This is a genomic window from Streptomyces sp. NPDC058665 (genome assembly GCF_042714995.1).
Taxonomy (GTDB): domain Bacteria; phylum Actinomycetota; class Actinomycetes; order Streptomycetales; family Streptomycetaceae; genus Streptomyces.
This window is the reverse complement of record NZ_JBHXRX010000046.1, coordinates 44,538-66,482: the sequence shown is the minus strand read 5'-3', so window position 1 is coordinate 66,482 and position 21,945 is coordinate 44,538. Positions and strand designations below refer to the sequence as shown.

The following is a 21,945-nucleotide window of genomic DNA, read 5'->3' as shown; positions in this document are numbered from 1 at the left end:
GGGGGGGCGCCTTGGGGGCCGGGGGGGGGGCGTGATCCTGGGGGGCGGGCGCGTTCGGCTCTTGTGGGCGCCGTAACTTTGGGGGGGAGACCGGGGGCTTACCCCCCGGGGCGGGGTTCACCCCCGGCGGGCGTCCGCCCCCCTGAGGGGGGCACCGCCCTCCCCTCAAGGCGGGTGATGGCTCGTCGGTGCCTCGATCGCGCGGCGGAGTCGAAGAGCCCGCGCGGTGCGATCGTGCTGGATCCTTCGGATCGCTTTTCGTACGGGACGTACCCCGGCGACGCCGCGAGGGCGCGTGCCAGGCGTCGTGAGCGGACGGCCGCAACATCGGCATCATCACGAACGTCGAGGTCCCGGCCGCCAAGAAGACGCGTGGCCACGGGTCTTCGCGAAGCCCCCGCCGGGCGGCCCTTCGTGGCTTTGCCAGTCCTTTACAACCCGTCCTGTCCCCGGCTCGTCTCTCCTCCCGATCTGTAGGCCCGCCCGCCGAATCCCCGTTCGGGCGGACGATGAAAGAGAGCGACTCATGCGCCGAACTGTCCTCAGTGCCATGGCACTTGCGAGCACCGCCGTGCTGGCGGGTACCGTGCCCGCCTTCGCCGACGCCGCCGCCCCGACCGCGACCCCGGTCCCCAGCACCCGCCCGACCCGGGAGGCCGCCCCCGCCCCCGCCGAGCCGTCGCAGGCCGTCCCCGCCCCGGCCAGGACCAGGACGCCCAGCCAGGTCGCCGTCGTACCGGAGGGCGCGCCCAATACCGGAGTGGCGCCCGCTGCCTCCAAGTCCGGTACCGACAGCGCCCTGATCGGGACCGGCGCCGCGGCCCTCGTCGCGGGCGGTGCGGCGGTCTACGTCGTACGCCGTCGGCGAGCGACCGGGGCGTGACCCCGCCCTCCAGGCGCGCCTTCACCGCCGCCGCGCTGGCCTCGCTGCTGGTGGGCTGCGGCGGCCCCGGTGCGGAGCGGGCCGCCACGGACGAGGATCGCTCCGGCGGCACACCACCTCCCGCCGCGAAGGCCCTCGCGCGCTCCGTCCCCGTCAGGCTGCTGATCCCGGCCATCGGGGTCGACACTCCGGTCATGGGGCTGGGGCTGGCCCCGGACGGCACCATGCGGGTGCCACCGATCACGGCGGACGACCGCGCGGGCTGGTACCGGCACTCGCCGACGCCCGGTCAGCTCGGCCCGTCGGTGGTCATCGGCCATGTCACGGTCGGTTCCTATGGCGACGGGGTCTTCCGGGACCTCGCCCGGCTGCGCCGGGGCGACACGGTCACGGCGCGCCTGGAGAACGGAGCGGCGGCGGAGTTCGCCGTCAGCTCCGTACGGAAGGTCGCCAAGGCGGACTTCCCGGCGGACGACGTGTACGGGGACGTGGACCGCCCGGAGCTGCGGCTCATCACCTGTGGCGGGCCCCGCACCGATGACGGCTATCTCGGCAACGTGATCGTCTTCGCCACGATGACCTCCGCGAACGGCCCCTGACGCGCCACCGGATCCCGGACCGAGGGAACGTACGCCCTCGGTCCGGACTCCTCACCTATGGGGCCGGGCCGGTGAGCCCTGCCACCCCCCCCACTGCGGCCACGACCATGGAGAGCGTTGAAACGGTCCCGCGACAAGGCAGCGTCCGACCTGTTCGCCGCCCTCTACCCGCGCCTCGCCGGCTGGTGCCGCCGTCTGGTCGACGACGACGAGACGGCGCACGAGATCGCCTCCGAGGCGTTCACGCGGCTCTGGGCGCGGTGGACGTCCGTGCAGGAGCCGCGCGGCTTCCTCTACGTCACCGCGGCCAACCTCGTACGGGACCACTGGCGCAAACTGGAGCGCGAACGCAAGGCCATCCGCCGCGTCACCTCCGAAGCCGCGGTCAGCCCGCACACCGAGCAGGCGGACCCTTCGGTACGTCTGCTCGTACAGTCACTCCCGGAACGACTGCGCGTCCCGATCCTGTTGCACTACTACGCCGACATGCCGATCCGGGAGGTGTCCGTGCTGACCGGACGCAAGGAAGGAACCGTCAAGGCCGACCTCCACGCGGCCCGCGAACTGCTCCGCGCCCACCTGAGGAGAAGCCTTGACCACACGCGCTGACGACGGGCCGGAGTTCGACCCCGACGACCCCATCGCTGTCATCCTGCGGCCCACGTCCGACTCCCTCGGCCCACCGCCCCGCCGGTACGAGACGATCCGCCGCAGTGCCGCCCGTCGCCGGCTGCTCCGGACCGCCGCCGGGGCCGGCCTCTCGTGCGCCGCCCTCGCCCTCGTCGCACTGCCGCTCCACCTCGCGACGACGTCCGACGGCCCGGCGTCCCCGACGGTCCCGCTCGCCCCGCCGTCGGCGACGCGTTCCTCGCCGGACCCGGCCCCACCACAGGTCACCCCGCGTCCCAGCGGAAGGACCGGCCCCCCGGAGAGCGCGCCCGCCCCGAGCGCCCGCACCCGCGAGACCACCCCCACCCGCGAGCCCGTCCCCCGTGCCCCGACGGCGACTCCCAGCCAGGCCCTCCACGAACGCGCCCCGTTCCGCGGCGGGCTCGCCCCCAGTCCGGAGAGTCCGCTACGGCAGTAGAGGCAGCAGACGGGGAGCGCCACCTCAGCGAGCGCTCAGCAGCGTGCGCGTCTCCTTGTCGATCTGGCGTGTCTCGCCCGTCGGCACGACGACCACCGGGACCTCCGCCTCCGGCGCGCTGACCAGATACGCGGGCGCCTCGTCGTCCTCCGGCGGCACCAGCAGGCCGCCCGCCACGCCCAGGATGCCCAGCCCCGCGCAGATCTCCTCGCGCACCTCCGGCTGGTCCTCGCCGATCCCGCCGGTGAACACCAGCGCGTCGATACGGTCCAGGGACGCGGCCATCGCCGCGATGCCGCTGCGGCAGTGGTGCGTGAAGACGTCCAGCGCCAGCGCCGCCCGTTCGTCGCCGGTCGCGCGGGCGCGTACCAGGTCGCGGGTGTCCCCGGACGTACCGGACAGGGCCAGCAGACCCGAACGGTGGTCGAGGGCGTCGTCGATGTCCCGCGCCGACAGACCGTGCCGGGTCTGGAGCCAGGTCAGGGCGCCCGGGTCGACGGCGCCGCTGCGATGGCTCATCACCAGGCCGTCCAGGGGAGTGAAACCCATGGTGGTGTCGACGCTCGCGCCGTCACGCACCGCGCACGCCGAGCAGCCGCCGCCGAGATGGGCGATGACGATCCGCAGGCTCTTCGGCCGCCGCCCGAGCAGTTCGGCGGTGCGGCCCAGCGCCCACGCGTAGGACAGACCGTGGAAGCCGTAGCGCCGCACACCGAACTCGCCGCGCCAGGTCTCGGGTACGGCGAACTCCCGGGCCGCCGCGGGCAGACCGGCGTGGAAGACGGTGTCGAAGCAGGCGACGTGCGGCACGTTCGGCAGCAGTTCCCGGGCCGCGTCGAGTACGCGCAGGGCCGGCGGCACATGCGAGGGAGCGAGGTCGGACGTGCGCTGGAGGGCGTCCCTGACCTCGTCGTCGACCAGGGTGTGGTGCCGCAGTTCCGGGCCGCCGTGCACGATCCGGTGTCCGACCGCGGTGGGCGCCGGCGCGTAGCGGAGCAGGTCGCGGAGTTGCCCGGCCATGTTGTCGCCCGGCGCCGACGTGTCGTCGTACGAGGCGAGTGCCGTGCCGTCGTTCGCGAAGACGGTCAGATGCACGCTGGAGGACCCGGCGTCCGCCACCAGCACGGGTTCACGCTCGTGATGGGCCACTACATGCCTTCCTTTCGGGTCTTGCTCTCAGCCCACGTCGCCGGTGCTGCGCCCGGTCGGCAGCAGCGCGCCGATGTCGACCGGCAGCGCGGCGGCGATCTTGTTCATCAGCTCGGGGGCGAGAGCGGCGTCCAGCACCTCCAGCACGGCCGCCGCCTCGCGGAGGGCCGCGTCGTCCGTGGTCCCGGCCCGGTCCGCGATCCGGCCCGTGAAGGCGACCAGGTCGAACCGTTCGCCGGAGCCCGCGCCCCGCCCCTCCGCGACGGCGAACTCCGCCGGCCGCCGCAGGTCGGCCGCCAGCTCGGGCGGCAGCTGCGCCGCGACGTGGTCGGCGAGCCCCGCCGGCAGCCGTTCGCCCAGTGTCCGCAGCACCGCCTGGGTCGCCCGCTCGGTGGATCCACGGTCCGGCAGCTGGGCGAGCGCCTGAATCTTGCCGATCATCTCGTCGTGGTGCATGGCGTGATCCTCTCCGGACGTCACTGGTCCCGGTGCCCGGCCCCGGATCCGCGGGCGGAACGCGAACGGGGGCGCCGACGAGGACCCGCGTGGCGCCCGCACACGGGCGGTCGCCGCCGGCACCGGGTGCGGCCCGCAGCCTCAGGGTGAGTCCGGGCCCGCGTTCCGGCAAGTTTGGGGCGGCGCCATTCGGCTACCCATGGAGGCGACCCGTACGAGCGGGACCACGGGCCCACGACCCCGCAGGCAGGAGAGGCACCATGCGTATCGGAATCATCGGAGCGGGCCGTATCGGCTCCACACTCGCCCGGCACTTCGCCGCCATCGGCCACGAGGTCGCCCTCGCGAACTCGCGCGGCCCCGAGACGCTGGCGGAGCTGGTCGCGGGCATGGACGGCCCCGTCCGGGCGGTCACGGCCGCGGAAGCTGCCCGGTTCGGCCAGGTGGTCGTCGTGTCGATCCCGTACGGGCACATCGGCGATCTGCCCGTCGCCGAGCTGCGCGACAAGGTCGTCGTGGACACGTGCAACTACTACCCGGACCGGGACGGCCACGAGCCCGACCTGGACGACGACTCCACCACCTCCAGCGAGAAGCTCCGGAACGCGACGGACTCGAACCTGGTCAAGGCGTTCAACGCGATCTACTGGGACGCCCTGCGCGACCGTGGCCGCCCCAAGGGCGACCCCGAACGCCTGGCCATCCCGATCTCCGGCGACGACGAGGAGGCCGTGGCGGTCGTGGCCGGACTGATCCGCGACATCGGCTTCGACCCGGTCAACGCCGGTCACCTCGGCGGGGGAGGCCGCAAGCACCAGCCCGGCACCGACGTCTACACCGCACAGCTGTCCGCCACCGAGCTGGACGCCCGGCTGCACATCGCGTGATGCCCTGCCTCGGCCTCCGCCTCGGCCTCCGCCTCGGCGCGAGGCGCCTCCGGCCACGTCGGAGCAGTACCGTGTGTGGCAGAGGAGGGACTAAAAAATGGCTACGGATACGGCTACAGAGAAGGCGATCCTCGCGGGCGGCTGCTTCTGGGGCATGCAGGATCTGATTCGCGGTCTGCCGGGGGTGATCTCCACCCGGGTCGGTTACACCGGGGGCGACGTCCCGAACGCGACGTACCGCAATCACGGAACGCACGCCGAGGGCATCGAGATCGTCTTCGATCCCGAGAAGACCAGCTACCGCCAGATCCTGGAGTACTTCTTCCAGATCCACGACCCCACGACGCTCAACCGTCAGGGCAACGACATCGGCCTCAGCTACCGGTCGGCCATCTACTACGCCGACGACGAGCAGAAGCGCGTCGCCGAGGACACCATCGCCGACGTCGAGGCCTCCGGCCTCTGGCCGGGGAAGGTCGTCACCGAGGTGGCCGAGGAGGGCCCCTTCTGGGAGGCGGAGCCCGAGCACCAGGACTATCTGGTCCGCTACCCCGACGGATACACGTGCCACTTCGTCCGGCCGGGCTGGAAGCTGCCGGTCCGCAGTGAGCGGTAGACACGCTCCAGCACCCTGATCGTTCGTCCCCGATCGCCGGCCAGGACCGTCACCGGTCCCTCCGGAGATCGGGGACACCGTTGTTCCGCCCCACCTGCCGGACTCAGACCGCGAAGACCTGTGCGTCGTCCGCGAACGCCTTGAACTCCAGCGCGTTGCCCGCGGGATCGAGCAGGAACATCGTCCACTGCTCGCCGGGCATCCCCTCGAAACGCACATACGGCTCGATGACGAACACCGTCCCCGCCGCACGGAGCCGGTCGGCCAGCTCGTGGAATTCCGGCGGAGTCAGCAGCAGTCCGAAGTGCGGCACGGGCACCTCGTGCCCGTCGACCTCGTTGTGCACGCCCTCGCCGCGGCCAGGAGCCAGATGCGTCACGAACTGGTGGCCGTGGAGATTCCAGTCCACCCAGGTCTCCGAGCTTCGGCCTTCCGCCAGGCCGAGTACGCCGCCGTAGAAGCGGCGCGCGGCGGCGAGATCGTCCACGGGTACGGCGAGATGGAAACGCGGTATGCGGGAGCCGGGGTCTGCCATGGGGGGTGTCTCCGCCCTTCGTCGCGGTCACGGGTCGCGTCGTTGGTCTCGTACAGGGGAACTGGTCACGGGCACTGTACGGAAGGCCCGTACCCTCACGTCGGTCTCTCCCGCACCACGTCCGCCGGCTTCTTGTCGTCCCGCAGCCCCAGGAAACGCGGGTGCCGCAGCATCCCGTCCCGTGTCCACTCGGTGAACGCGATCTGAGCGACGAGCCGGGGCTCCGACCAGTGCGGGGCCCGCTCCCTGATCACGTCGGCGAACGGCGAGCGGGGCGTCGAGGCCTCGTCGAGCCGTCTGCGGAGATCCAGGAGCGTCGCGTGGTCGTAGCCCGTCCCCACCTTGCCCGCGTACCGGAGCCGCCCGTCCTCGTAGTGGCCGAGGAGCAGCGCGCCGAAGCCGACGCGGGAGCGGGACGGCTCCGTGTAGCCGCCGATGACGAACTCCTGTCCCCGCTCGCACTTGAGCTTCAGCCACCCCGTCGAGCGCCGCGGCTCGTACCGCCCCGCCGCCCGCTTCGCGATCAGCCCCTCCCAGCCGTCGGCGCACGCCTGGTCCAGCAGCTCCTGGCCGCCCGCGTTGCGGTGCGGGGTGAAACGCAGTGGCGCCCGGTAGGTCAGGGCTCTGCGCAGCAGCGACTTGCGCGAGCGCAGCGAGATCGCGGTGAGATCGGCGCCGTCGAGCCGCAGCAGATCGAACAGGTAGTACGTGACGGCCACCCCGCTGGCCCGCGCCCGGCGGGCGTCGCTGATGCCCATCCGCTGCTGGAGCCGGGCGAAGTCGGTACGGCCGTGGGAGTACGCGACGACCTCCCCGTCCACCGTGAAGTCGGCGCACTCCTGCGCGGCGAGGGCGTCGACGATCTCCGGGTACGTCGCGTCGAGCCGGCGCCCGGTGCGCGACAGCAGCCGTACACCCGAGGTGTCGCGCACGGCGAGCACCCGGACGCCGTCCAGCTTGCGCTCGAAGATCCAGCCGTCGCCGAACAGCCGCCGGTCGGTCAGCGTGGCGAGCATCGGCGCGGACGCCAGCAGCGCGCCGGACCGGGCGGCGCCGAGCCTGCGCCGCTCGTCGGCGGGCAGTGTCTCCAGGAGGCTGCTCATCGGGCCTCGCCTCTCTCCGTGTCAGGGGTTACGGGGGGAGGCTCCCCGGGAAGGGGTGTGCGGTGCGCCTGCCGGCACGGCTGATCACCCGTTAGGGGCGGGCCCGGGGCAGCCGGACACCTCCTAGGAGGCGCGGTGCGCCGGCTGGAGGCCCGCGTACACCCCGCCGCTCGTCATCAGGGACTCGTGCGTGCCGACCTCCGCGATCCGGCCGTGCTCCATCACCACGATGGTGTCCGCGCCCCGGATCGTGGACAGCCGGTGGGCGACGACGAAGACGGTACGGCCGTCGACCAGCCGCGCCAGCGCCTCCTGCACCAGCGCCTCCGAGCGGGTGTCGAGGGCGGATGTGGCCTCGTCCAGGACGAGCACCCGGGGGTCGCGTATCAGCGCGCGGGCGATCGCGAGCCGCTGCTTCTGCCCACCGGACAGGCGCGCGCCCCGTTGTCCGACGACGGTGTCCAGACCGTCCGGCAGCCGGTCGACGAATTCGAGGGCGTTCGCGTCGCGCAGCGCCCGCCGCACGGTCGCCTCGTCCGTGCCGTCGAGACCGTAGGTGACGTTCTCCCGGATCGTGCCCTCGAACAGGATCGACTCCTGCGGTACGACGGACAGGAACCGGCGGTAGCTGCGCAGGTCGAGGGAGGCCATGTCCGTGCCGTCCAGCAGGATGCGGCCGGAGGTGGGGCGGATGAAGCCGATGAGGAGGTTGAGTACGGTCGACTTGCCCGCGCCGGACGCGCCGACCAGGGCGATGGTCTGGCCCGGCCTCGCGGAGAGGGTGAAATCGGCCACCGCGGTGTCGGGCGATCCCTCGTACTGGAAACCCACGCCCTCGAAATCGATCCGTCCGGCCACCGAACCGACCTGCTCCTTGCCCGCGTTGCTCTCCAGATCGGGAGCCTGGAGGACCTCGCCCGCCGACCGTACGGACTCAAGTCCCTTGCTGATGACGGGCGCCAGCCCGAGCAGGGTCACCATCGAGGTGGTCAGAGTGGTGAAGAAGGCGCTCAGCATGACGACGTCGCCCGCCGTGATGGGCAGCAGACCGTGGTACGCGACGAGCGCCGAGCCCGCGAGACACGCCACGCCAAGGGAGTTGAGCAGGATCCACGCGAGCGCGCCGAAGCGCCCGTTGAGCAGATCGAGCCGCACCCCGGCCGCGAGCACCTGCCGCAGCGAGCCGTCGATACGGACCATCGCCGCGCCTTCGAGACCGTGCGCACGCGTGATCGGGATCAGCGACGTCATCTCGCTCACGCGCGACGACATCCGCTCCACCTCGTGGCGGAACGCGGCGTTGTGGCTGTGGAGGCGTCCGCGCAGCCGCACGATCAGAAAACCGGCGGCCGGGACGACGAGCAGGAAGACGGGAAGGAACGACGGTACGCGCACCCCGATCACGACGAGACCGCCGACGAGCGTGATGACGGCGGCCAGCCCCATGTCCGAGGACTGCTGCACCATCTGCTCCACCGTCTCCACGTCCCTGACCACCTTGGCCTGGAGGACGCCCGCGCTCACCCGCGAGTGGTAGCCGATCGACAGCTGCTGCATACGGCGGCAGAGCGCGTCCCGCAGCGCCATGCCCACCCGCCGTACGCTCCCGGCCAGACAGCGCACATAGAGCAGATGCAGCGGGAAGTTGAGGATCAGGACCACGAGCAGCACGCCCGCGTTGATCCAGATGCCGGAGACCGGGCCGTGCTGCACGACGGTGTCGATGATGTTCGCGGTGATCAGGGGAAGCAGCCAGATCGGGCTGTGCTTCCCGGTGAACGCGAGGACGGCGAGCGCGAGACGAGGGCGGTCGGGACGGAAGAGATAGCCGAGGGTCCGTACGGGATGTTCACCCCGGTAGCGGTGGTCGAGCGCCGCGGATGACGGGGTGGAGGAGACCGGTCGCTGCATGTGCCAAGCAAATCCCGCCCCTCGCGGCCGTGCAACCCCCTCCCGGGCCGCCCACCTCAGCCGGCGAACGGCGTGCCGGGGACGCCCTGCCCCGCGTCCGGCAGGACGAGGAGCGAGCCGGTCAGCGGGTGCGGGCCGGCCAGACCGACGCGGGCCGTGGTGATGTAGAGGTCGCGCAGCCCGGGACCGCCGAAGGCGCACGATGTGGGCCGCAGGACGGGCAGTTCGACGGTACGGTCCAACTCGCCGTCCGGCGTGTAGCGGCGGATCGCCGCGCCGTCCCACAGCGCGACCCAGACGCAGCCGTCCGCGTCGACGGTCAGCCCGTCCGGGTGCCCGGCGCCGGGCTCGATCGTCGCCAACGGGCCCTGGTCGACCAGCGGTTCGCCGGGGGAGTGCGTGTCGGCCCGGAACCGGTCGATCCGGCCCGTGGGGGTGTCGATGTAGTACATCGTCCGCCCGTCCGGACTCCAGCCGGTGCCGTTGCCGATGGTGACGGGCCGCGTGTCGGTCACGACTGGCGCGGACTCGCCCGGGGCCGACGGGTCACGCCCCACCCGGATCAGCGTCGCGCCGCCCGGCGTCTCGTCGTAGCGCATGCTGCCCGCCCACAGCGCGCCGTCGGGCGCGACGGCCGCGTCGTTGCCCCGGCGGCCCGGGACCGGGTCGTGCACCAGCCACGAGAAGTCGCCGCCGGGGCCGTACAGACCGATACCGTCACGGAGGTTGACCACCAGCCCGCCCCCGGCCCGGGGGAGCGCGGCGCCGACGTGCTGCTCGGTGGCCATCACCGTACGGCGGCCGTCGGCCGGGTCGAAGGTGTGAATCCGTGCGGAGAGGATGTCCACCCAGATCAGCCGCCCGGTCGCCGGATCCCACGCGGGACCCTCACCCAGCGTGGCCCGTTCCCGTACGGCGACCTCGATCCGCCGCCCGGTCCGCGTGCTCGTCGTCGCCGGACTCATCGCTCCCCACCTTTCGCCGAAAGCCTCTGCCAGGTGTCCGTGGGCGGACGCTGCCCCAGGCCACTCCTGCTCCAGTCGCAGACTCCGCTCCTGAACACACCACGCAGCTCCGCGAGTTCACCGTCGGTGAACGTCACCGCGTAGTCGGCCGGATCCACCGCCTTGCGGCGACACGCGATCACATCGTCCGCGAGCGGAGCCCCCGCGACCAGCCTCGGGGTCGGAAAAGCCGGGTAGAGCGCGCCGCACTCGCCCGCGTTGTCGTAGCCGAGGCGCTGCTCGATCTTCCGCGGCTCCGCGTCCCTCGTCCAGCACGCGTCGGTCAGCCCCGCCGGCTTGTGCGCCACCACGTCCCGGGGCGTCCACGCCGCGCGCGAGCCGTATGCCGTCAGTGACGTCAGCCAGCTGTCCATCTCCGTGAGGGCGTACCGCAGCGCGGGACTCTTGAGGCTGAACCCGTGGCGGTTGTCCTCCGCGAGCATCACCTGGTTGTCCGCGTCGCCGTTGGCCGCGATCAGCCGGGCACGGGTGGAGAACCCGTGCACCGCCATGTGGATGTCGCCCCCGGGCAGATCGTCGGTGTAGGAGCGGTGGTCGATGACCGGTGTGGTGGCCAGACCGGCGCCGCCCCACAGGATGCGGCCCGTGCCGTACGCCGCCCCGGTGGCCGTACCGTCGGCGGCCGTCCGCCCCGCGGTGAACCCGGCGTCCCGGTCGATGCCCCCGACACGGGAGTTGAGGTCGATGAACTGCCGCTTGTCGATCACGCCCTCGTTCAGCGCGTCGAGGCCGTACTGCACACCCACGTTGTCCAGCGGGCGCAGCGCGGCGCCGGTGCCCGGGTCGGTCCCGTACACGTTCACGGTGTGGTCGAAGACCGTGCCCCGCGCCCCTTCGGGATTGGTGCGCGCGTCGTAGCGCAGGTCCTCGGGCAGCGCGGCGGGGAACTCCGCGTCCGGGTCGAGGCGCTTCGCGCCGTCGCTCAGATTCGGGATGCTCGCCCGCTCGCGGAAACCGGCGACCGCCCTCTGCTGCTCGGCGCTGAACCTGTCCGGCGCGGACTCGGCGAAGTAGTGGTCGAGTAGCCGGGAGTCCAGCAGCGTCGTGTTGGTCGCCGACGTCACGTCGGGGAAGCTGCATCCGACGATGATGCCGTCGAGCAGCCCCGGGTAGTTGTCGGCGGTCTGATAGCTCTGGTACGAGCCGCCGGAGCACCCCCAGCCGATGGTGAAGCGCGGGACGCCGTACCGCTCCACGAAGTGCTCCTTGACCATCATCGTGGTCTCGGAGGCCAGCAGGTCGTTGCAGTTGTTCCCGAAGACGTTGAGGGACGAGGAGGCGACGGCGTACCCGCGGCCCAGCATCTCGGTGTCCAGTACGCCGCCGGTGTTCGTGCCCTGTGTGTACCAGCCGCCCCGGCAGCCGCCGCCGAAGGTGTACATCAGCCGCCCGTTCCACCCCTCGGACGGCCGCGCCCGGGTCGGCTCCGGCGCGGCGGGGTCGGCGAGCATGGATATCTGGTACACGCCCCGGTTGAGCGTGCCCGTCTCGATCCGGATGAGGAACGGCACGCGCGCACCGGTGCTCGTGGTGGTCGTCGCCAGGTCCGCCGGGCGGCTCGCCGGGTCGGCCAGCGGCTTCACGGTCCCGTCGGTGGAGCGGTACGCGTGGTCCACCCGGGTGGCGATCGAGCAGTCCTCGTCCAGCGGCGGCCCCAGCGTGGAGCCGTCGACCAGCTTGAACGACTCCGTGCCGCACATGAACGGGCTCTCGTGCGGACCGCTGATGACCGGCCCCGCCGAGGGATGGTCCCGAACCTTCAGCGCGGCCCGCGCGCCGGGCCGGCCGGGGACGGTCGCGACGAGCCGGTTGGTGCCCTCGCGCAGGGAGGTCACCAGACCGGTCAGGGTCCCGGGCGCGGAGGCATCCCCCGCGAACGCGTCCGTGACGTCCGTGCCGTCGCGGGTGATCCGTACATCGTCGGGATCCAGGCCCCGCGGGACCCCGACCCGCACCAGTACCTCACCGCCGGTGACCACCGAGGGCCTGGTCGACAGCGTGCCGATGGTGAGCCGCTCGCCGCCGGGCCCCGCGCTGCCCGGCCGCTCGGCGGCGGCACTCGGCAGACAGGTCAGCAGCAGCGCACCAGCGGCGATCGAAATCGCGAGAACGGGCCGACGGGACACCTGTGAACCCCCAATAATCTGTTCACCGGCCACATCGGCCGGTGGACTCGTGTCACACACATCACTCGCGAACCCGCGAAATGGTTCATCGGACCAGGTGCGGGGTCAAGACCGCCTGCCCGCCCTCGCGGCTCGCCCACCATCTGAGAGAGGTGTAGAAAGGGTTCATGGCCGGACGCGACGGCCGCCGGCGCTCCGTTCTGAAGATGAGGACAGTCGCAGGCCAGGTCTTTCTCCTTCAGGTGGCGATCGTCGTTCTGCTTGTCGCCGCCGCCTCCGCCGCGCTTGTACTCCAGGGCCGCTCGGACAGTGAGCGCGAGGCCCGCAACCGCTCCGTCGCCGTGGCCGAGACCTTCGCGAACTCTCCGGGCATCCAGGCCGCGCTCAAGAACCCCAACCCGGCCGAGGTCCTCCGCAGACCCGCCGAGCTGGCCAGGGAACGCGCGGGCGTGGACTTCATCGTCGTCCTCAACACCGACGGAATCCGCTACACGCATCCGATTCCCAACCGGGTCGGCAAGAAGTTCGTCGGCAATCTGAAACCGGCCCTGCAAGGGCATGTCGTCACCGAGCAGATCACCGGCACCATCGGACCGCTCGTGCAGGCCGTCGTCCCCGTCTTCGACGCGAGAGGCAAGGTGGTCGGGCTCGTCTCGGCGGGCATCACCATCAAACACGTGAGCTCCGTGGTCGAGGAGGAGTTCCCGCTGCTGTTCGGCGCCGCCGGCGGCGTGCTCCTGCTGACCATGGGCGGCACGGCCCTGGTCAGCAGACGGCTCCGCCGCCAGACACGCGGACTCGGACCCTCCGAGATGACCCGGATGTACGAGCACCACGACGCGGTTCTGCACGCCGTACGCGAAGGAGTCATCATCGTCGGCGGCGACGGCAGACTGCTGCTCGCCAACGACGAGGCCCGCAGACTGCTCGACTTGCCGACGGACGTGGAAGGCCGCGAGATCACCGCCCTGGGTCTCGACCCGGACACCGAGAGGCTGCTGGGCTCCGGCCGTACGGCGACCGACGAGGTCCATCCCGTCGGCCAGCGGCTGCTCGCCATCAGCCAGCGGCCCACGGACCAGGACGGCGGCCCGCCCGGCAGCGTGACCACCCTGCGTGACACCACCGAACTCCAGGCGCTCACCGGAAAGGCCGACGTCGCCCGGGAACGGCTGCGGCTGCTGTACGACGCCGGCACGGAGATCGGTACGACCCTGGACGTCGTCCGCACCTGCGAGGAACTGGCCGAATTCGCCGCCGCCAACTTCGCCGACTTCGCGAGCGTCGACCTGGCCGAGGCCGTCCTGCGCGGCGAGGAGCCGACCACCGTCGTGCTGGACATGCGCCGCACCGCCTTCAGCGGCCCGGACGTGGAGACCTCGCTGTACCCGCTCGGCGAGCTGATCCACTTCGCCCCCCACACCCCGATGAGCGACGCCATCATGAACGGCGAGCCCATCCTGGTCGCGGATCTCGCCGCGTTCTCCGGCTGGCACAAGGCAGATCCCGAGCGGGCCAGGAGGCTCGTGGACGAACAGGGCATCCACTCGATGATCACCGTGCCCATGCAGGCCCGGGGCGTCATTCTCGGCGTCGCCACCTTCTGGCGGGCCGCGCGGGCCGAGGCGTTCGAGGGCGAGGACCTGTCGGTCGCCGAGGAACTGGTCGCCAGGGCGGCGGTCAGCGTCGACAACGCCCGCCGCTACTCGCGCGAGCACACCATGGCCGTCACGCTCCAGCGCAGCCTGCTCCCGCGCGGCCTCCCCGACCAGAACGCCATCGACGTCGCCTACCGCTATCTGCCCGCCCAGGCGGGTCTCGGCGGACTCGGTGGCGTCGGCGGCGACTGGTTCGACATCATCCCGCTGCCCGGCGCCCGGGTGGCGCTGGTCGTCGGTGACGTCGTCGGCCACGGTCTGCACGCCGCCGCCACCATGGGCCGGCTGCGCACCGCCGTCCACAACTTCTCGACGCTGGACCTGCCGCCCGACGAACTCCTTTGGCACCTGGACGAGTTGGTCGCCCGTATCGACCAGGACGAGGCCGCCGGCGGTGCCGACGCCGGAGTCACCGGAGCCACCTGCCTGTACGCGATCTACGACCCGGTGTCCGGGAACTGCTCCATGGCCCGCGCGGGCCACCTCCAGCCCCTCGTCATCCACGAGGACGGTACGGCCGTGTACGCCGACGTGCCCGGCGGGCCGCCCCTCGGGCTCGGCGGACTGCCCTTCGAGACCCTCGACGTCCATCTGCCGGAGAACAGCCGCCTCGTGATGTACACCGACGGACTCGTCGAGGACCGGCAGCGCGACATCGACGAGGGTCTGACGCTCCTGCGCAGCACCCTCGCCGACGTGGCCGACCGGACCCCCGAGCAGGCGTGCGACATGGTCCTCCAGACTATGCTGCCCGAGACCCCGCGCGACGACGTCGCCCTGCTGATCGCCCGTACACGCGTACTGGACAGCGAGCATGTCGCCGACTGGGAGATTCCCGCCGACCCGGCCGCCGTGGGCAGACTGCGGGCCGACGTCACGCGCAGGCTGACGGAGTGGGGCCTGGTCGAGGAGGCGTTCACCACCGAGCTGATCCTCAGCGAACTGGTCACCAACGCGATCCGCTACGCCTCCGGGCCCATCCGGGTACGGCTGATCCGCGACCGCAGCCTGATCTGCGAGGTGTCCGACCACAGCAGCACCTCCCCGCATCTGCGCCAGGCGGCCGGCACGGACGAGGGCGGCCGGGGACTCTTCCTCGTCGCCCAGTTCGCGGAGCGCTGGGGCACCCGCTACAGCGGCCAGGGCAAGGTCGTCTGGACGGAGCAGCCGATCGGCGTCTCCTGAGTCCGGCGGCACGGCCACGCCGTCTGTCAACTCGGACTGGGCCGTACGGGAGCCGACGAGCGAGGTCCGTGCGGACGCCATAGGCTTCTCGATAGTGCGAATCAGGCACGTCAGTGTGAACTCCAACAGACGTGGTATCCGCCCGGCATACGCGAGCGAAGCACCACCCGCAAGCGACTGTCCGCGTGTCCCACGCGCATCTCAGGTCGGCGCTTTCCCGCCGGCACCGCTCAATCCGGCCGCGCTCAAGGCCGGGAAGAGAAAGGGACTGGGTTATGGGGCTGCTGCCGGCCGTACTGATGTCCGTGGTGTTTCCGGCTCTGATGCTGCTGATCACAGTAGGGCTCGGACGTATGGAGGAATTCCTGTTGCCGCATCTGCGGGCGCCACTGCCGGCCGAGGGCGAGACGGATACCTCATCGGAGGAGGCCAGGGACTCACCACCCGCGGAAACGGACACGAAAGACGCCTCTCTCACCGAAGACGTCCCCGCCGAAGACATCCCCGGCATCCCCGTCAAAGACAGCCGCGCCGCGGAGATCCACGCCGCCAACGCCCGCGCGGATGTCGCCAAGGCCCGCGCCGAAGCCATCCGGCGCTCCGCCCGGCGACGCGCCTACGGAACCCCGCGCTCCGTGGGCCGTACCAACACCGGCCCGCCGCGCGGGGCACGGACGACCCCCCTGAGGTTCCGATGAAACAGCGCACCGTCGTAGACGCACTGCTCCACACCCACGGTGGCACCTACGCCGCGGACGCCGGCATCAGACTGCGTGACACCCCCCAGCCCCTGTACCAACTGCTCGTCCTCGCCCTCCTGTTGAGCGCCCCCATCCGGGCCGGCACCGCCGTCGCCACGCTGCGCGCCCTGCGCGACGCGGGCATGCGCAACCCCCGCCGGATGCTGGACGCGACCTGGCAGCAGCGCGTAGACGCCCTCGGCAGGGGTGGTTACCGGCGTTACGACGAGAGCACCGCCACCCGGCTCGCGGACGGGGCCGACCTGTTGATCCGGCGGTGGCACGGCGACCTGCGCAGGATGCGCGCCGAGGCCGACGGAGACGTGCCGATCCTGCGCCACCTCCTCCAGGACATGCCGGGGATCGGCCCTGTCGGGGCGGACATCTTCCTGCGCGAGGTCCAGGCCGTCTGGCCCGAGGTGGTGCCCTACTTCGACACCAAGGCGCTGCACGGCGCCGAACGTCTCGGCCTCGGCAACGACGCGGCCCGCCTCGCCCGGCTGGCCGGGGACGAAGGCCCCGCCACCCTCGCCGCCGCGCTGGTCCGCGCCTCACTGGACGACGACATCGTCGAGGACTCCCTGCGCGAGGCGCGATCCGCCGCCTAGGCCGTGTCCGGCGGAACAGGCTCCGGGCCCCCGCCCCGCGGTCAGTACTCGCTGTCGATGCCCGTGACGAACGCCGCGCCCAGCGGTGCGTCGTCCGTCGAGAAGCCGGCCTCGGTCAGCGCCGCGACCGCCACCTTCTTCGCCTCGGCCTCCGCACTGCGCCTGTTGTCCGCCTCGATCTCCAGCCGAATGCTGAACGTGCCGCCCTCGTTGACCGTCAGCCTGTCCAGTTCCTCGGCCTCGCCCAGAGCCGTGTGCTGCGGGTCCGCGGGCAGGAGCGCCCGCAGCAGCGCCGCGCGGGAGTCGGCGTCGAGCGTGCGCAGGAAGGTGCCCGGGACGGTGATGACGTACGCGGTCATGCGAACTCCTGGCGTTGACGGCCCCCGTTTCCCTTCCATTTTCCGGGAATCGGATTTCGGCGCTTACTTATGCTTTTGAACATTGTCCCAGGCGGGCGGGGGAGGTCTCGGTTCCCGGCGGGCGTTCGGTGTGGGATGCTGAACGCTCCGTATTCTCCCTTCTCCCTGCCGAGGCACTATGCGCTGCGTCATCGCCCGCTTTCCCTTCGATCTGGTCAAGAGCGAGGTGCAGCTGGCGATGAAGGGCATCAAGCCCGAGCCGATCACGGGCGAGTCCGTTGTCATCGGCCGCCGTACGTACCCGGTGAAGCAGGTGGGCGAGGTGATCACCCGCCAGGACCGGCGTGACTTCTCCGCCTCCGAGGTGACCCGCGCGCTCACCCGTCTCGGCTTCACCTGCCGCAGCGGCGCCCCCGCCCCCGCCCCGGTGGAGGAGCCCAGCCCGCTGGAGACGGCGTCGGCGCTGCTCGGCAGCCCCGAGCGGAGCTGAGCGGACCACGCGCACGGCATACGGAGAGGGCCCCGTCACCGACCGGTTACGGGGCCCTCTTCCTGTCGGGCCCTAGGGGCCCGGGTGGTGCTAAGCGGACCAGCTGCGTGACGACGACTGGCGTGCGCCGCCCGACCGGCCACCCGCGCCACCGGCCCCCGACGACCTGCGGCTCTGGGCCGGCCGGCTGCGGCCACGGCTGCCCGAACCGCCCTTCGCGCGCTCCGAGACGGGCGCGGAGATGACCACCGGGACACCCGAGGGCGCCTGCGCCCCGGTGATCCGGCTCAGCTCGGCCTCGCCCGAGTGCACCTGCGCGACCTGCGGGACGATTCCCGCGTCGGCCATCAGGCGCGTCATCTCGCGACGCTGGTTGGGCAGGACGAGCGTGACGACGCTGCCGGACTCCCCGGCGCGCGCGGTACGGCCGCCCCGGTGCAGATAGTCCTTGTGGTCGCTCGGCGGGTCGACGTTCACGACGAGGTCGAGATTGTCGATGTGAATGCCACGGGCGGCGACGTTCGTCGCCACGAGCACCGTGACATGACCCGTCTTGAACCGGGCGAGCGTCCGGGTGCGCTGGGGCTGCGACTTGCCGCCGTGCAGCGCGGCGGCGCGTACGCCACTGTTCAGCAGGTGCTCCGTCAGCCGGTCGACGGCGTGCTTGGTGTCCAGGAACATCAGCACCCGGCCGTCGCGTGCCGCGATCTCCGTGGTGGTCGCGTACTTGTCGGCGTTCTGCACATGCAGGACGTGGTGCTCCATGGTGGTGACCGTGCCGACGGCGGCGTCGACGGAGTGGACCACCGGGTCGTTCAGATAGCGCCGGACCAGCAGGTCGACGTTGCGGTCCAGCGTCGCGGAGAACAGCATCCGCTGGCCGTCGGGCCGTACCTGGTCCAGGAGTTCGGTCACCTGCGGCATGAAGCCCATGTCGGCCATCTGGTCGGCCTCGTCGAGGACGGTGATGGCGACCCGGTCCAGCCGGCAGTCGCCGCGCTCGATGAGGTCCTTCAGCCGCCCCGGGGTCGCGACGACGACCTCCGCGCCGACGCGCAGCGCTCCGGCCTGGCGGCCGATCGACATCCCGCCGACGACGGTGGCGAGACGCAGTTTCAGTGAACGCGCGTACGGCGTCAGCGCATCGGTGACCTGCTGGGCCAGCTCCCGGGTCGGTACGAGAACGAGTGCCAGCGGCTGCTTCGGCTGGGCACGCTGTCCCGCGGTGCGCACGAGGAGCGCCAGACCGAAGGCGAGGGTCTTGCCGGAGCCGGTACGACCGCGCCCGAGGACATCGCGTCCCGCGAGCGAGTTGGGCAGCGTCGCCGCCTGGATCGGGAACGGCTCGGTGACGCCGAGGCCGGTGAGCGTCGTCATCACCGGCGCCGGCATGTCCAGCTCGGCGAAGGTCGACACGGCGGGCAGGGCGGGGGTCACGGTGACCGGCAGGGCGAACTCGCCCTGGACGGCGGCGGGACGGCGGCCGTAGCCACCGCCCGACCGGCCGGAGGAACCGGACCGGCCGCCGGAACCCGACGACCCGGGGCGGAAGCGGCCGCCGCCACCGCCGGAGCCACCGGAGCGGGTACGTGAGTAACGGTCGTTCGTGCGAGGCGTGCGGTTCATGCTGAACCTCTCTCGATGCGGCACGTATCGAGGAACTCTTGGCAGAATGACCGCGCAAGGAATCGCAAGAACGAGCCGGGGGAAAACAAAAACAGAACAGTGCCGGGACGTGAAACACCGTGAATCGGCACCCGAGAATTGCCCGGAGCGGACCGGGCGTGAGCCGCTGGGCGACGTCGCCCACCGGCGGGGCCCGGCAGTCCGGTGCGGGGCCGACATCGGTGGAGATTTGTCGGCCGGCCGTCAGGACAGCGAGGAGAAACCTGGTCCCGCGCCACACTTCGATGTGTCACGCGCACCGGGCGGGCCCCGGAGAAAAAGCAACGCAGCCGGGGCCCGCATCGCGAGGAGCGGGCCCCAGCTACGTCTAACGCCTCAGCGTCAGGCGGGAACGATGTTCTCCGCCTGCGGGCCCTTCTGGCCCTGCGTGACGTCGAAGGTCACCTTCTGGCCTTCCTGGAGCTCACGGAAGCCCTGGGTGGCGATGTTCGAGTAGTGGGCGAAGACGTCGGCGCCGCCGCCGTCCTGCTCGATGAAGCCGAAACCCTTTTCCGAGTTGAACCACTTGACGGTGCCACTGGCCATTTTTATCTCCTTCGGGGCAATGCTGCCCGGGGGCCCGCACTGTGCGCACCCCGCGTCGCCTCAGAATGATTACCCCGTCCGGAAAAGCACCGGAAATACAAAAGCGCGCCCACCGGCACATAAAGTCGGCGAGAGCACTTGAAGTCTTCGGGAACCACAACTGCAACTGACGACTACAGTAGCACGGTGCATGCACATGAGTACGGGACGTCTTGTCGGTCCCGGGCCGTGCACCGGAAAATCAAGCGGGGCCGCCGGAGAATTTTCCCGGAACCGCGATCGGGGAATATTCTCCGGTTCTTCACCCCGCGGCTACTCCCAGGGGCGTATGCGGGGCACGCCGGAGCCGCCTAGCGTGAACGGCGTGAACCGGGAGATGACCTTCGAACGTCTGCTTTTCCGTGTCAGGGCGGTGCCGCTCCGCGTGGGGCCGGTGCCGCCGCTCGCCTCCGATCTGCTGGTGGCGGCAGGCGTGGGCCTGTTCACCGCGGCGGACGCCGCCGTGAACGATCCCGAGTACCGGCAGGCCGACTGGTTCACCTGGCTGCTCGTCGCCGTCTCGCTGATCGCACTGGTCGCCAGGCGCCGCAGACCCATGCTCGTCGTCACGGTCACGGGTGCCGCCTGCGCCGGCTGGGCGCTGTACGGGCACATCGGTGAGCTGCTGAATCTGCCGGTGATCGTGGCGCTCTACACCGTGGCCGTCCAGGGGGACCGGCGGCGCACCGTGTGGACCGGGGTGGTGGCCGCCGTCGTATCGGGCGCCGTGGCGCTGGCGGTGGGGCACGACGTGGCCAATCCGCAGGGGCTGCCGATGCTGGAGATGATCTGGCCGCTCGTCCCCCTGCTGCTCGGCGAAGCGGTCCGTACGCGGCGGGAGTTGCTGCACGAGTACGAGGCCAGGGCGGCGCGCGCGGAGGAGGACCGTGAGCGGGAGGCGGCGCGTCGGGTCCATGAGGAGCGGGTACGTATCGCGCGCGAATTGCACGACATCGTCGCCCACACGGTGACGGCGATGACCGTGCAGGCGGGCGTGGCCCTGGACGCGCTCGACGCGCGGCCGGAGATCTCCAGGAAGGCGATGCGCCAGGTGCGTGACTCGGGCAAGGAAGCCGTCCGTGAACTGCGCGCGACGGTCACGGTGCTGCGCGGGCGGGACGACGAGCCGACGGCCCCGGTGCCCGGGATAAGCAGACTCGGGGAGCTCGTCGAGCGGTTCGACGGCGGTGACGTCGAGTTGGTGATGCGGCAGGAGGGGGAGCTCGACGGGCTGTCGCCGATGGCCCAACTCGCCGTCCACCGCATCGTGCAGGAGGCCCTGACCAATGTCGTCAGACACTCGGGTGCCCGGCACGCCGCGGTCTCCGTCGTCCGCCACGACGACCGGCTGGTCGTGGAGATCGCGAACGACGGGGCGGGCGGGGGAGCGGGACCGGGCGAACCGCCGCAGGCGCGTGGCGGGTTCGGGCTGATCGGGATGCGGGAGCGCGCGGTCGCGGCGGGCGGCGGCGTCGAGTACGGGCCGGTGCCGGGCGGCGGTTTCCTCGTACGCGCCTGGCTGCCCGCCGGACAGCGCACCGAGCGGTCGGAGACGGCGTCATGACCGTGCGGGTGGTGCTGGCGGACGACCAGACCGTCGTACGCGCGGGGTTCCGCGCGCTGCTCGATCTGACCGACGACCTCGTGGTGGTCGCCGAGGCGGCCGACGGCATCAGGGCGGTGGAGGCGGTCCGGGCCACCCGGCCGGACGTCGTCCTCATGGACATCCGGATGCCCGGCATCGACGGCATCGAGGCCACCCGCCGTATCGCAGCGGACCGCACCCTCGACGCGATCCGGGTCGTCATGCTCACCACGTACCAGGTCGACTCCTACGTCTTCGAGGCGCTGCGGCACGGCGCGGCCGGCTTTCTGCTCAAGGACATCGAACCCGGCGAACTGCGGGACGCGATCCGCACCGTCGCCGCCGGACAGAGCTTGCTGGCGGCGGCGGTCACCCGCTCCGTCGTCGAGGAGTTCGCCCGGCTCAAGGCGCCCGAGGCGCTCGGCGCCGAGCGACTGGCCCCGCTCACCGACCGGGAGCGCGAGGTGGTGGCGCTGGTCGCGGGGGGCCTCTCCAACGCCGAGATCGGCACGGCCCTGATCATGAGCCCGCTGACGGCCAAGACCCATGTCAGCCGGGCCATGACCAAACTCGGCGTACGGGACAGGGCGCAGCTCGTGGTCCTCGCGTACGAGACGGGTCTGGTGCGGGCGGGGGAGCGCTGACACCGCTGCCGGGTACTCCCGCCGGAGTACCCACCGACTCCGGGTGACG

General features: G+C 71.6%; 22 protein-coding genes. 12 read left to right on the top strand and 10 right to left on the bottom strand.

What is annotated here, in order from left to right:
• Positions 1–526: 526 nt before the first annotated feature.
• The 4 genes from ACFWV8_RS26755 (at position 527) to ACFWV8_RS26740 (ending at position 2,569) form a co-directional block, all read left to right on the top strand.
• Positions 527–883, top strand: a complete 357-nt coding sequence (locus ACFWV8_RS26755; RefSeq protein ID WP_384208681.1) for a sortase-dependent protein — start codon at positions 527–529, stop codon at positions 881–883.
• Positions 880–1,482, top strand: coding sequence for a class F sortase (locus ACFWV8_RS26750; RefSeq protein WP_384208676.1), 603 nt, complete (start codon positions 880–882; stop codon positions 1,480–1,482). Before ACFWV8_RS26755 ends, ACFWV8_RS26750 begins: the two co-directional genes overlap by 4 nt.
• A 117-nt stretch (positions 1,483–1,599) precedes the next feature.
• A complete protein-coding gene (locus ACFWV8_RS26745; RefSeq protein ID WP_329391550.1) occupies positions 1,600–2,091 on the top strand; it encodes an RNA polymerase sigma factor in 492 nt (163 codons plus the stop codon).
• Positions 2,075–2,569, top strand: a complete 495-nt coding sequence (locus tag ACFWV8_RS26740) for a hypothetical protein (RefSeq protein WP_384208670.1) — start codon at positions 2,075–2,077, stop codon at positions 2,567–2,569. Before ACFWV8_RS26745 ends, ACFWV8_RS26740 begins: the two co-directional genes overlap by 17 nt.
• 24 nt (positions 2,570–2,593) lie before the next feature.
• On the opposite strand, the gene ACFWV8_RS26735 is transcribed toward ACFWV8_RS26740, so the two are convergent.
• Both ACFWV8_RS26735 and ACFWV8_RS26730 read right to left on the bottom strand, forming a co-directional pair.
• Entirely contained in the window at positions 2,594–3,718 is a 1,125-nt protein-coding gene (locus ACFWV8_RS26735; RefSeq protein ID WP_384208664.1) for an acetate/propionate family kinase, read from the bottom strand.
• Between the two features lie 27 nt (positions 3,719–3,745).
• Positions 3,746–4,174 (bottom strand): DUF2267 domain-containing protein, encoded by a 429-nt coding sequence (locus ACFWV8_RS26730; RefSeq protein WP_384208657.1) that lies wholly within the window; start codon positions 4,172–4,174, stop codon positions 3,746–3,748.
• Between the two features lie 260 nt (positions 4,175–4,434).
• Between ACFWV8_RS26730 and ACFWV8_RS26725 the strand changes: the two genes are divergently transcribed.
• Together ACFWV8_RS26725 and msrA are read left to right on the top strand one after the other, a co-directional pair.
• Complete coding sequence (locus ACFWV8_RS26725; RefSeq protein ID WP_384208654.1) at positions 4,435–5,061, top strand: NADPH-dependent F420 reductase; 627 nt, start codon at positions 4,435–4,437, stop codon at positions 5,059–5,061.
• 97 nt (positions 5,062–5,158) lie between these two features.
• Positions 5,159–5,677 carry a peptide-methionine (S)-S-oxide reductase MsrA gene (msrA, locus tag ACFWV8_RS26720; RefSeq protein WP_384208652.1) on the top strand — a complete coding sequence of 173 codons (519 nt, stop codon included), beginning with the start codon at positions 5,159–5,161 and terminating at the stop codon, positions 5,675–5,677.
• A 103-nt stretch (positions 5,678–5,780) separates the two neighbouring features.
• Here msrA and ACFWV8_RS26715 read toward each other — a convergent pair whose 3' ends face one another.
• The 5 genes from ACFWV8_RS26715 to ACFWV8_RS26695 form a co-directional block, all read right to left on the bottom strand.
• The gene (locus ACFWV8_RS26715; RefSeq protein WP_384208649.1) at positions 5,781–6,212 is read right to left on the bottom strand and encodes a VOC family protein; all 432 of its coding nucleotides are present in this window, start codon (positions 6,210–6,212) and stop codon (positions 5,781–5,783) included.
• Between the two features lie 95 nt (positions 6,213–6,307).
• Positions 6,308–7,315, bottom strand: a complete 1,008-nt coding sequence (ligD, locus tag ACFWV8_RS26710; protein ID WP_384208646.1) for a non-homologous end-joining DNA ligase — start codon at positions 7,313–7,315, stop codon at positions 6,308–6,310.
• A 123-nt stretch (positions 7,316–7,438) separates the two neighbouring features.
• The gene (locus ACFWV8_RS26705) at positions 7,439–9,226 is read right to left on the bottom strand and encodes an ABC transporter ATP-binding protein (protein ID WP_384208643.1); all 1,788 of its coding nucleotides are present in this window, start codon (positions 9,224–9,226) and stop codon (positions 7,439–7,441) included.
• Positions 9,227–9,282: 56 nt separating this feature from the next.
• Complete coding sequence (locus tag ACFWV8_RS26700) at positions 9,283–10,191, bottom strand: SMP-30/gluconolactonase/LRE family protein (protein ID WP_384208640.1); 909 nt, start codon at positions 10,189–10,191, stop codon at positions 9,283–9,285.
• Positions 10,188–12,377, bottom strand: a complete 2,190-nt coding sequence (locus tag ACFWV8_RS26695) for a DUF6351 family protein (protein WP_384208637.1) — start codon at positions 12,375–12,377, stop codon at positions 10,188–10,190. The genes ACFWV8_RS26700 and ACFWV8_RS26695 overlap by 4 nt, the downstream gene beginning before the upstream one ends.
• A gap of 167 nt (positions 12,378–12,544) precedes the next feature.
• On the opposite strand from ACFWV8_RS26695, the gene ACFWV8_RS26690 reads away from it, so the two are divergent.
• The 3 genes from ACFWV8_RS26690 to ACFWV8_RS26680 all read left to right on the top strand — a co-directional run bounded on the left by ACFWV8_RS26690 (position 12,545) and on the right by ACFWV8_RS26680 (position 16,568).
• The gene (locus tag ACFWV8_RS26690; protein ID WP_384208634.1) at positions 12,545–15,220 is read left to right on the top strand and encodes a SpoIIE family protein phosphatase; all 2,676 of its coding nucleotides are present in this window, start codon (positions 12,545–12,547) and stop codon (positions 15,218–15,220) included.
• A 275-nt stretch (positions 15,221–15,495) separates the two neighbouring features.
• Positions 15,496–15,918, top strand: a complete 423-nt coding sequence (locus ACFWV8_RS26685; RefSeq protein ID WP_384208632.1) for a hypothetical protein — start codon at positions 15,496–15,498, stop codon at positions 15,916–15,918.
• Positions 15,915–16,568 (top strand): endonuclease, encoded by a 654-nt coding sequence (locus tag ACFWV8_RS26680; protein ID WP_384208629.1) that lies wholly within the window; start codon positions 15,915–15,917, stop codon positions 16,566–16,568. Before ACFWV8_RS26685 ends, ACFWV8_RS26680 begins: the two co-directional genes overlap by 4 nt.
• 41 nt (positions 16,569–16,609) lie before the next feature.
• On the opposite strand, the gene ACFWV8_RS26675 is transcribed toward ACFWV8_RS26680, so the two are convergent.
• Positions 16,610–16,927 carry a hypothetical protein gene (locus tag ACFWV8_RS26675; RefSeq protein ID WP_384208626.1) on the bottom strand — a complete coding sequence of 106 codons (318 nt, stop codon included), beginning with the start codon at positions 16,925–16,927 and terminating at the stop codon, positions 16,610–16,612.
• Between the two features lie 178 nt (positions 16,928–17,105).
• On the opposite strand from ACFWV8_RS26675, the gene ACFWV8_RS26670 reads away from it, so the two are divergent.
• Positions 17,106–17,417 (top strand): SCO5918 family protein, encoded by a 312-nt coding sequence (locus ACFWV8_RS26670; protein ID WP_384208623.1) that lies wholly within the window; start codon positions 17,106–17,108, stop codon positions 17,415–17,417.
• Between the two features lie 90 nt (positions 17,418–17,507).
• On the opposite strand, the gene ACFWV8_RS26665 is transcribed toward ACFWV8_RS26670, so the two are convergent.
• A complete protein-coding gene (locus tag ACFWV8_RS26665) occupies positions 17,508–19,043 on the bottom strand; it encodes a DEAD/DEAH box helicase (protein ID WP_384208620.1) in 1,536 nt (511 codons plus the stop codon).
• Between the two features lie 381 nt (positions 19,044–19,424).
• Complete coding sequence (locus ACFWV8_RS26660; protein WP_222974187.1) at positions 19,425–19,628, bottom strand: cold-shock protein; 204 nt, start codon at positions 19,626–19,628, stop codon at positions 19,425–19,427.
• Between the two features lie 364 nt (positions 19,629–19,992).
• Between ACFWV8_RS26660 and ACFWV8_RS26655 the strand changes: the two genes are divergently transcribed.
• Both ACFWV8_RS26655 and ACFWV8_RS26650 read left to right on the top strand, forming a co-directional pair.
• Complete coding sequence (locus tag ACFWV8_RS26655) at positions 19,993–21,231, top strand: sensor histidine kinase (RefSeq protein WP_384208616.1); 1,239 nt, start codon at positions 19,993–19,995, stop codon at positions 21,229–21,231.
• Positions 21,228–21,896, top strand: a complete 669-nt coding sequence (locus tag ACFWV8_RS26650) for a response regulator (RefSeq protein ID WP_384208613.1) — start codon at positions 21,228–21,230, stop codon at positions 21,894–21,896. Before ACFWV8_RS26655 ends, ACFWV8_RS26650 begins: the two co-directional genes overlap by 4 nt.
• The last annotated feature ends 49 nt before the right edge of the window (positions 21,897–21,945 follow it).

Bases quoted from the DNA above. Each gene is read 5' to 3' on its own strand.
- msrA (WP_384208652.1), top strand. From the start codon at position 5,159: ATGGCTACGGATACGGCTACAGAGAAGGCGATCCTCGCGGGCGGCTGC.
- ACFWV8_RS26730 (WP_384208657.1), bottom strand. From the start codon at position 4,174: ATGCACCACGACGAGATGATCGGCAAGATTCAGGCGCTCGCCCAGCTG.
- ACFWV8_RS26685 (WP_384208632.1), top strand. From the start codon at position 15,496: ATGGGGCTGCTGCCGGCCGTACTGATGTCCGTGGTGTTTCCGGCTCTG.
- ACFWV8_RS26725 (WP_384208654.1), top strand. From the start codon at position 4,435: ATGCGTATCGGAATCATCGGAGCGGGCCGTATCGGCTCCACACTCGCC.
- ACFWV8_RS26755 (WP_384208681.1), top strand. From the start codon at position 527: ATGCGCCGAACTGTCCTCAGTGCCATGGCACTTGCGAGCACCGCCGTG.
- ACFWV8_RS26670 (WP_384208623.1), top strand. From the start codon at position 17,106: ATGCGCTGCGTCATCGCCCGCTTTCCCTTCGATCTGGTCAAGAGCGAG.
- ACFWV8_RS26650 (WP_384208613.1), top strand. From the start codon at position 21,228: ATGACCGTGCGGGTGGTGCTGGCGGACGACCAGACCGTCGTACGCGCG.
- ACFWV8_RS26680 (WP_384208629.1), top strand. From the start codon at position 15,915: ATGAAACAGCGCACCGTCGTAGACGCACTGCTCCACACCCACGGTGGC.
- ACFWV8_RS26690 (WP_384208634.1), top strand. From the start codon at position 12,545: ATGGCCGGACGCGACGGCCGCCGGCGCTCCGTTCTGAAGATGAGGACA.
- ACFWV8_RS26705 (WP_384208643.1), bottom strand. From the start codon at position 9,226: ATGCAGCGACCGGTCTCCTCCACCCCGTCATCCGCGGCGCTCGACCAC.
- ACFWV8_RS26660 (WP_222974187.1), bottom strand. From the start codon at position 19,628: ATGGCCAGTGGCACCGTCAAGTGGTTCAACTCGGAAAAGGGTTTCGGC.
- ACFWV8_RS26675 (WP_384208626.1), bottom strand. From the start codon at position 16,927: ATGACCGCGTACGTCATCACCGTCCCGGGCACCTTCCTGCGCACGCTC.
- ligD (WP_384208646.1), bottom strand. From the start codon at position 7,315: ATGAGCAGCCTCCTGGAGACACTGCCCGCCGACGAGCGGCGCAGGCTC.
- ACFWV8_RS26715 (WP_384208649.1), bottom strand. From the start codon at position 6,212: ATGGCAGACCCCGGCTCCCGCATACCGCGTTTCCATCTCGCCGTACCC.
- ACFWV8_RS26700 (WP_384208640.1), bottom strand. From the start codon at position 10,191: ATGAGTCCGGCGACGACGAGCACGCGGACCGGGCGGCGGATCGAGGTC.
- ACFWV8_RS26665 (WP_384208620.1), bottom strand. From the start codon at position 19,043: ATGAACCGCACGCCTCGCACGAACGACCGTTACTCACGTACCCGCTCC.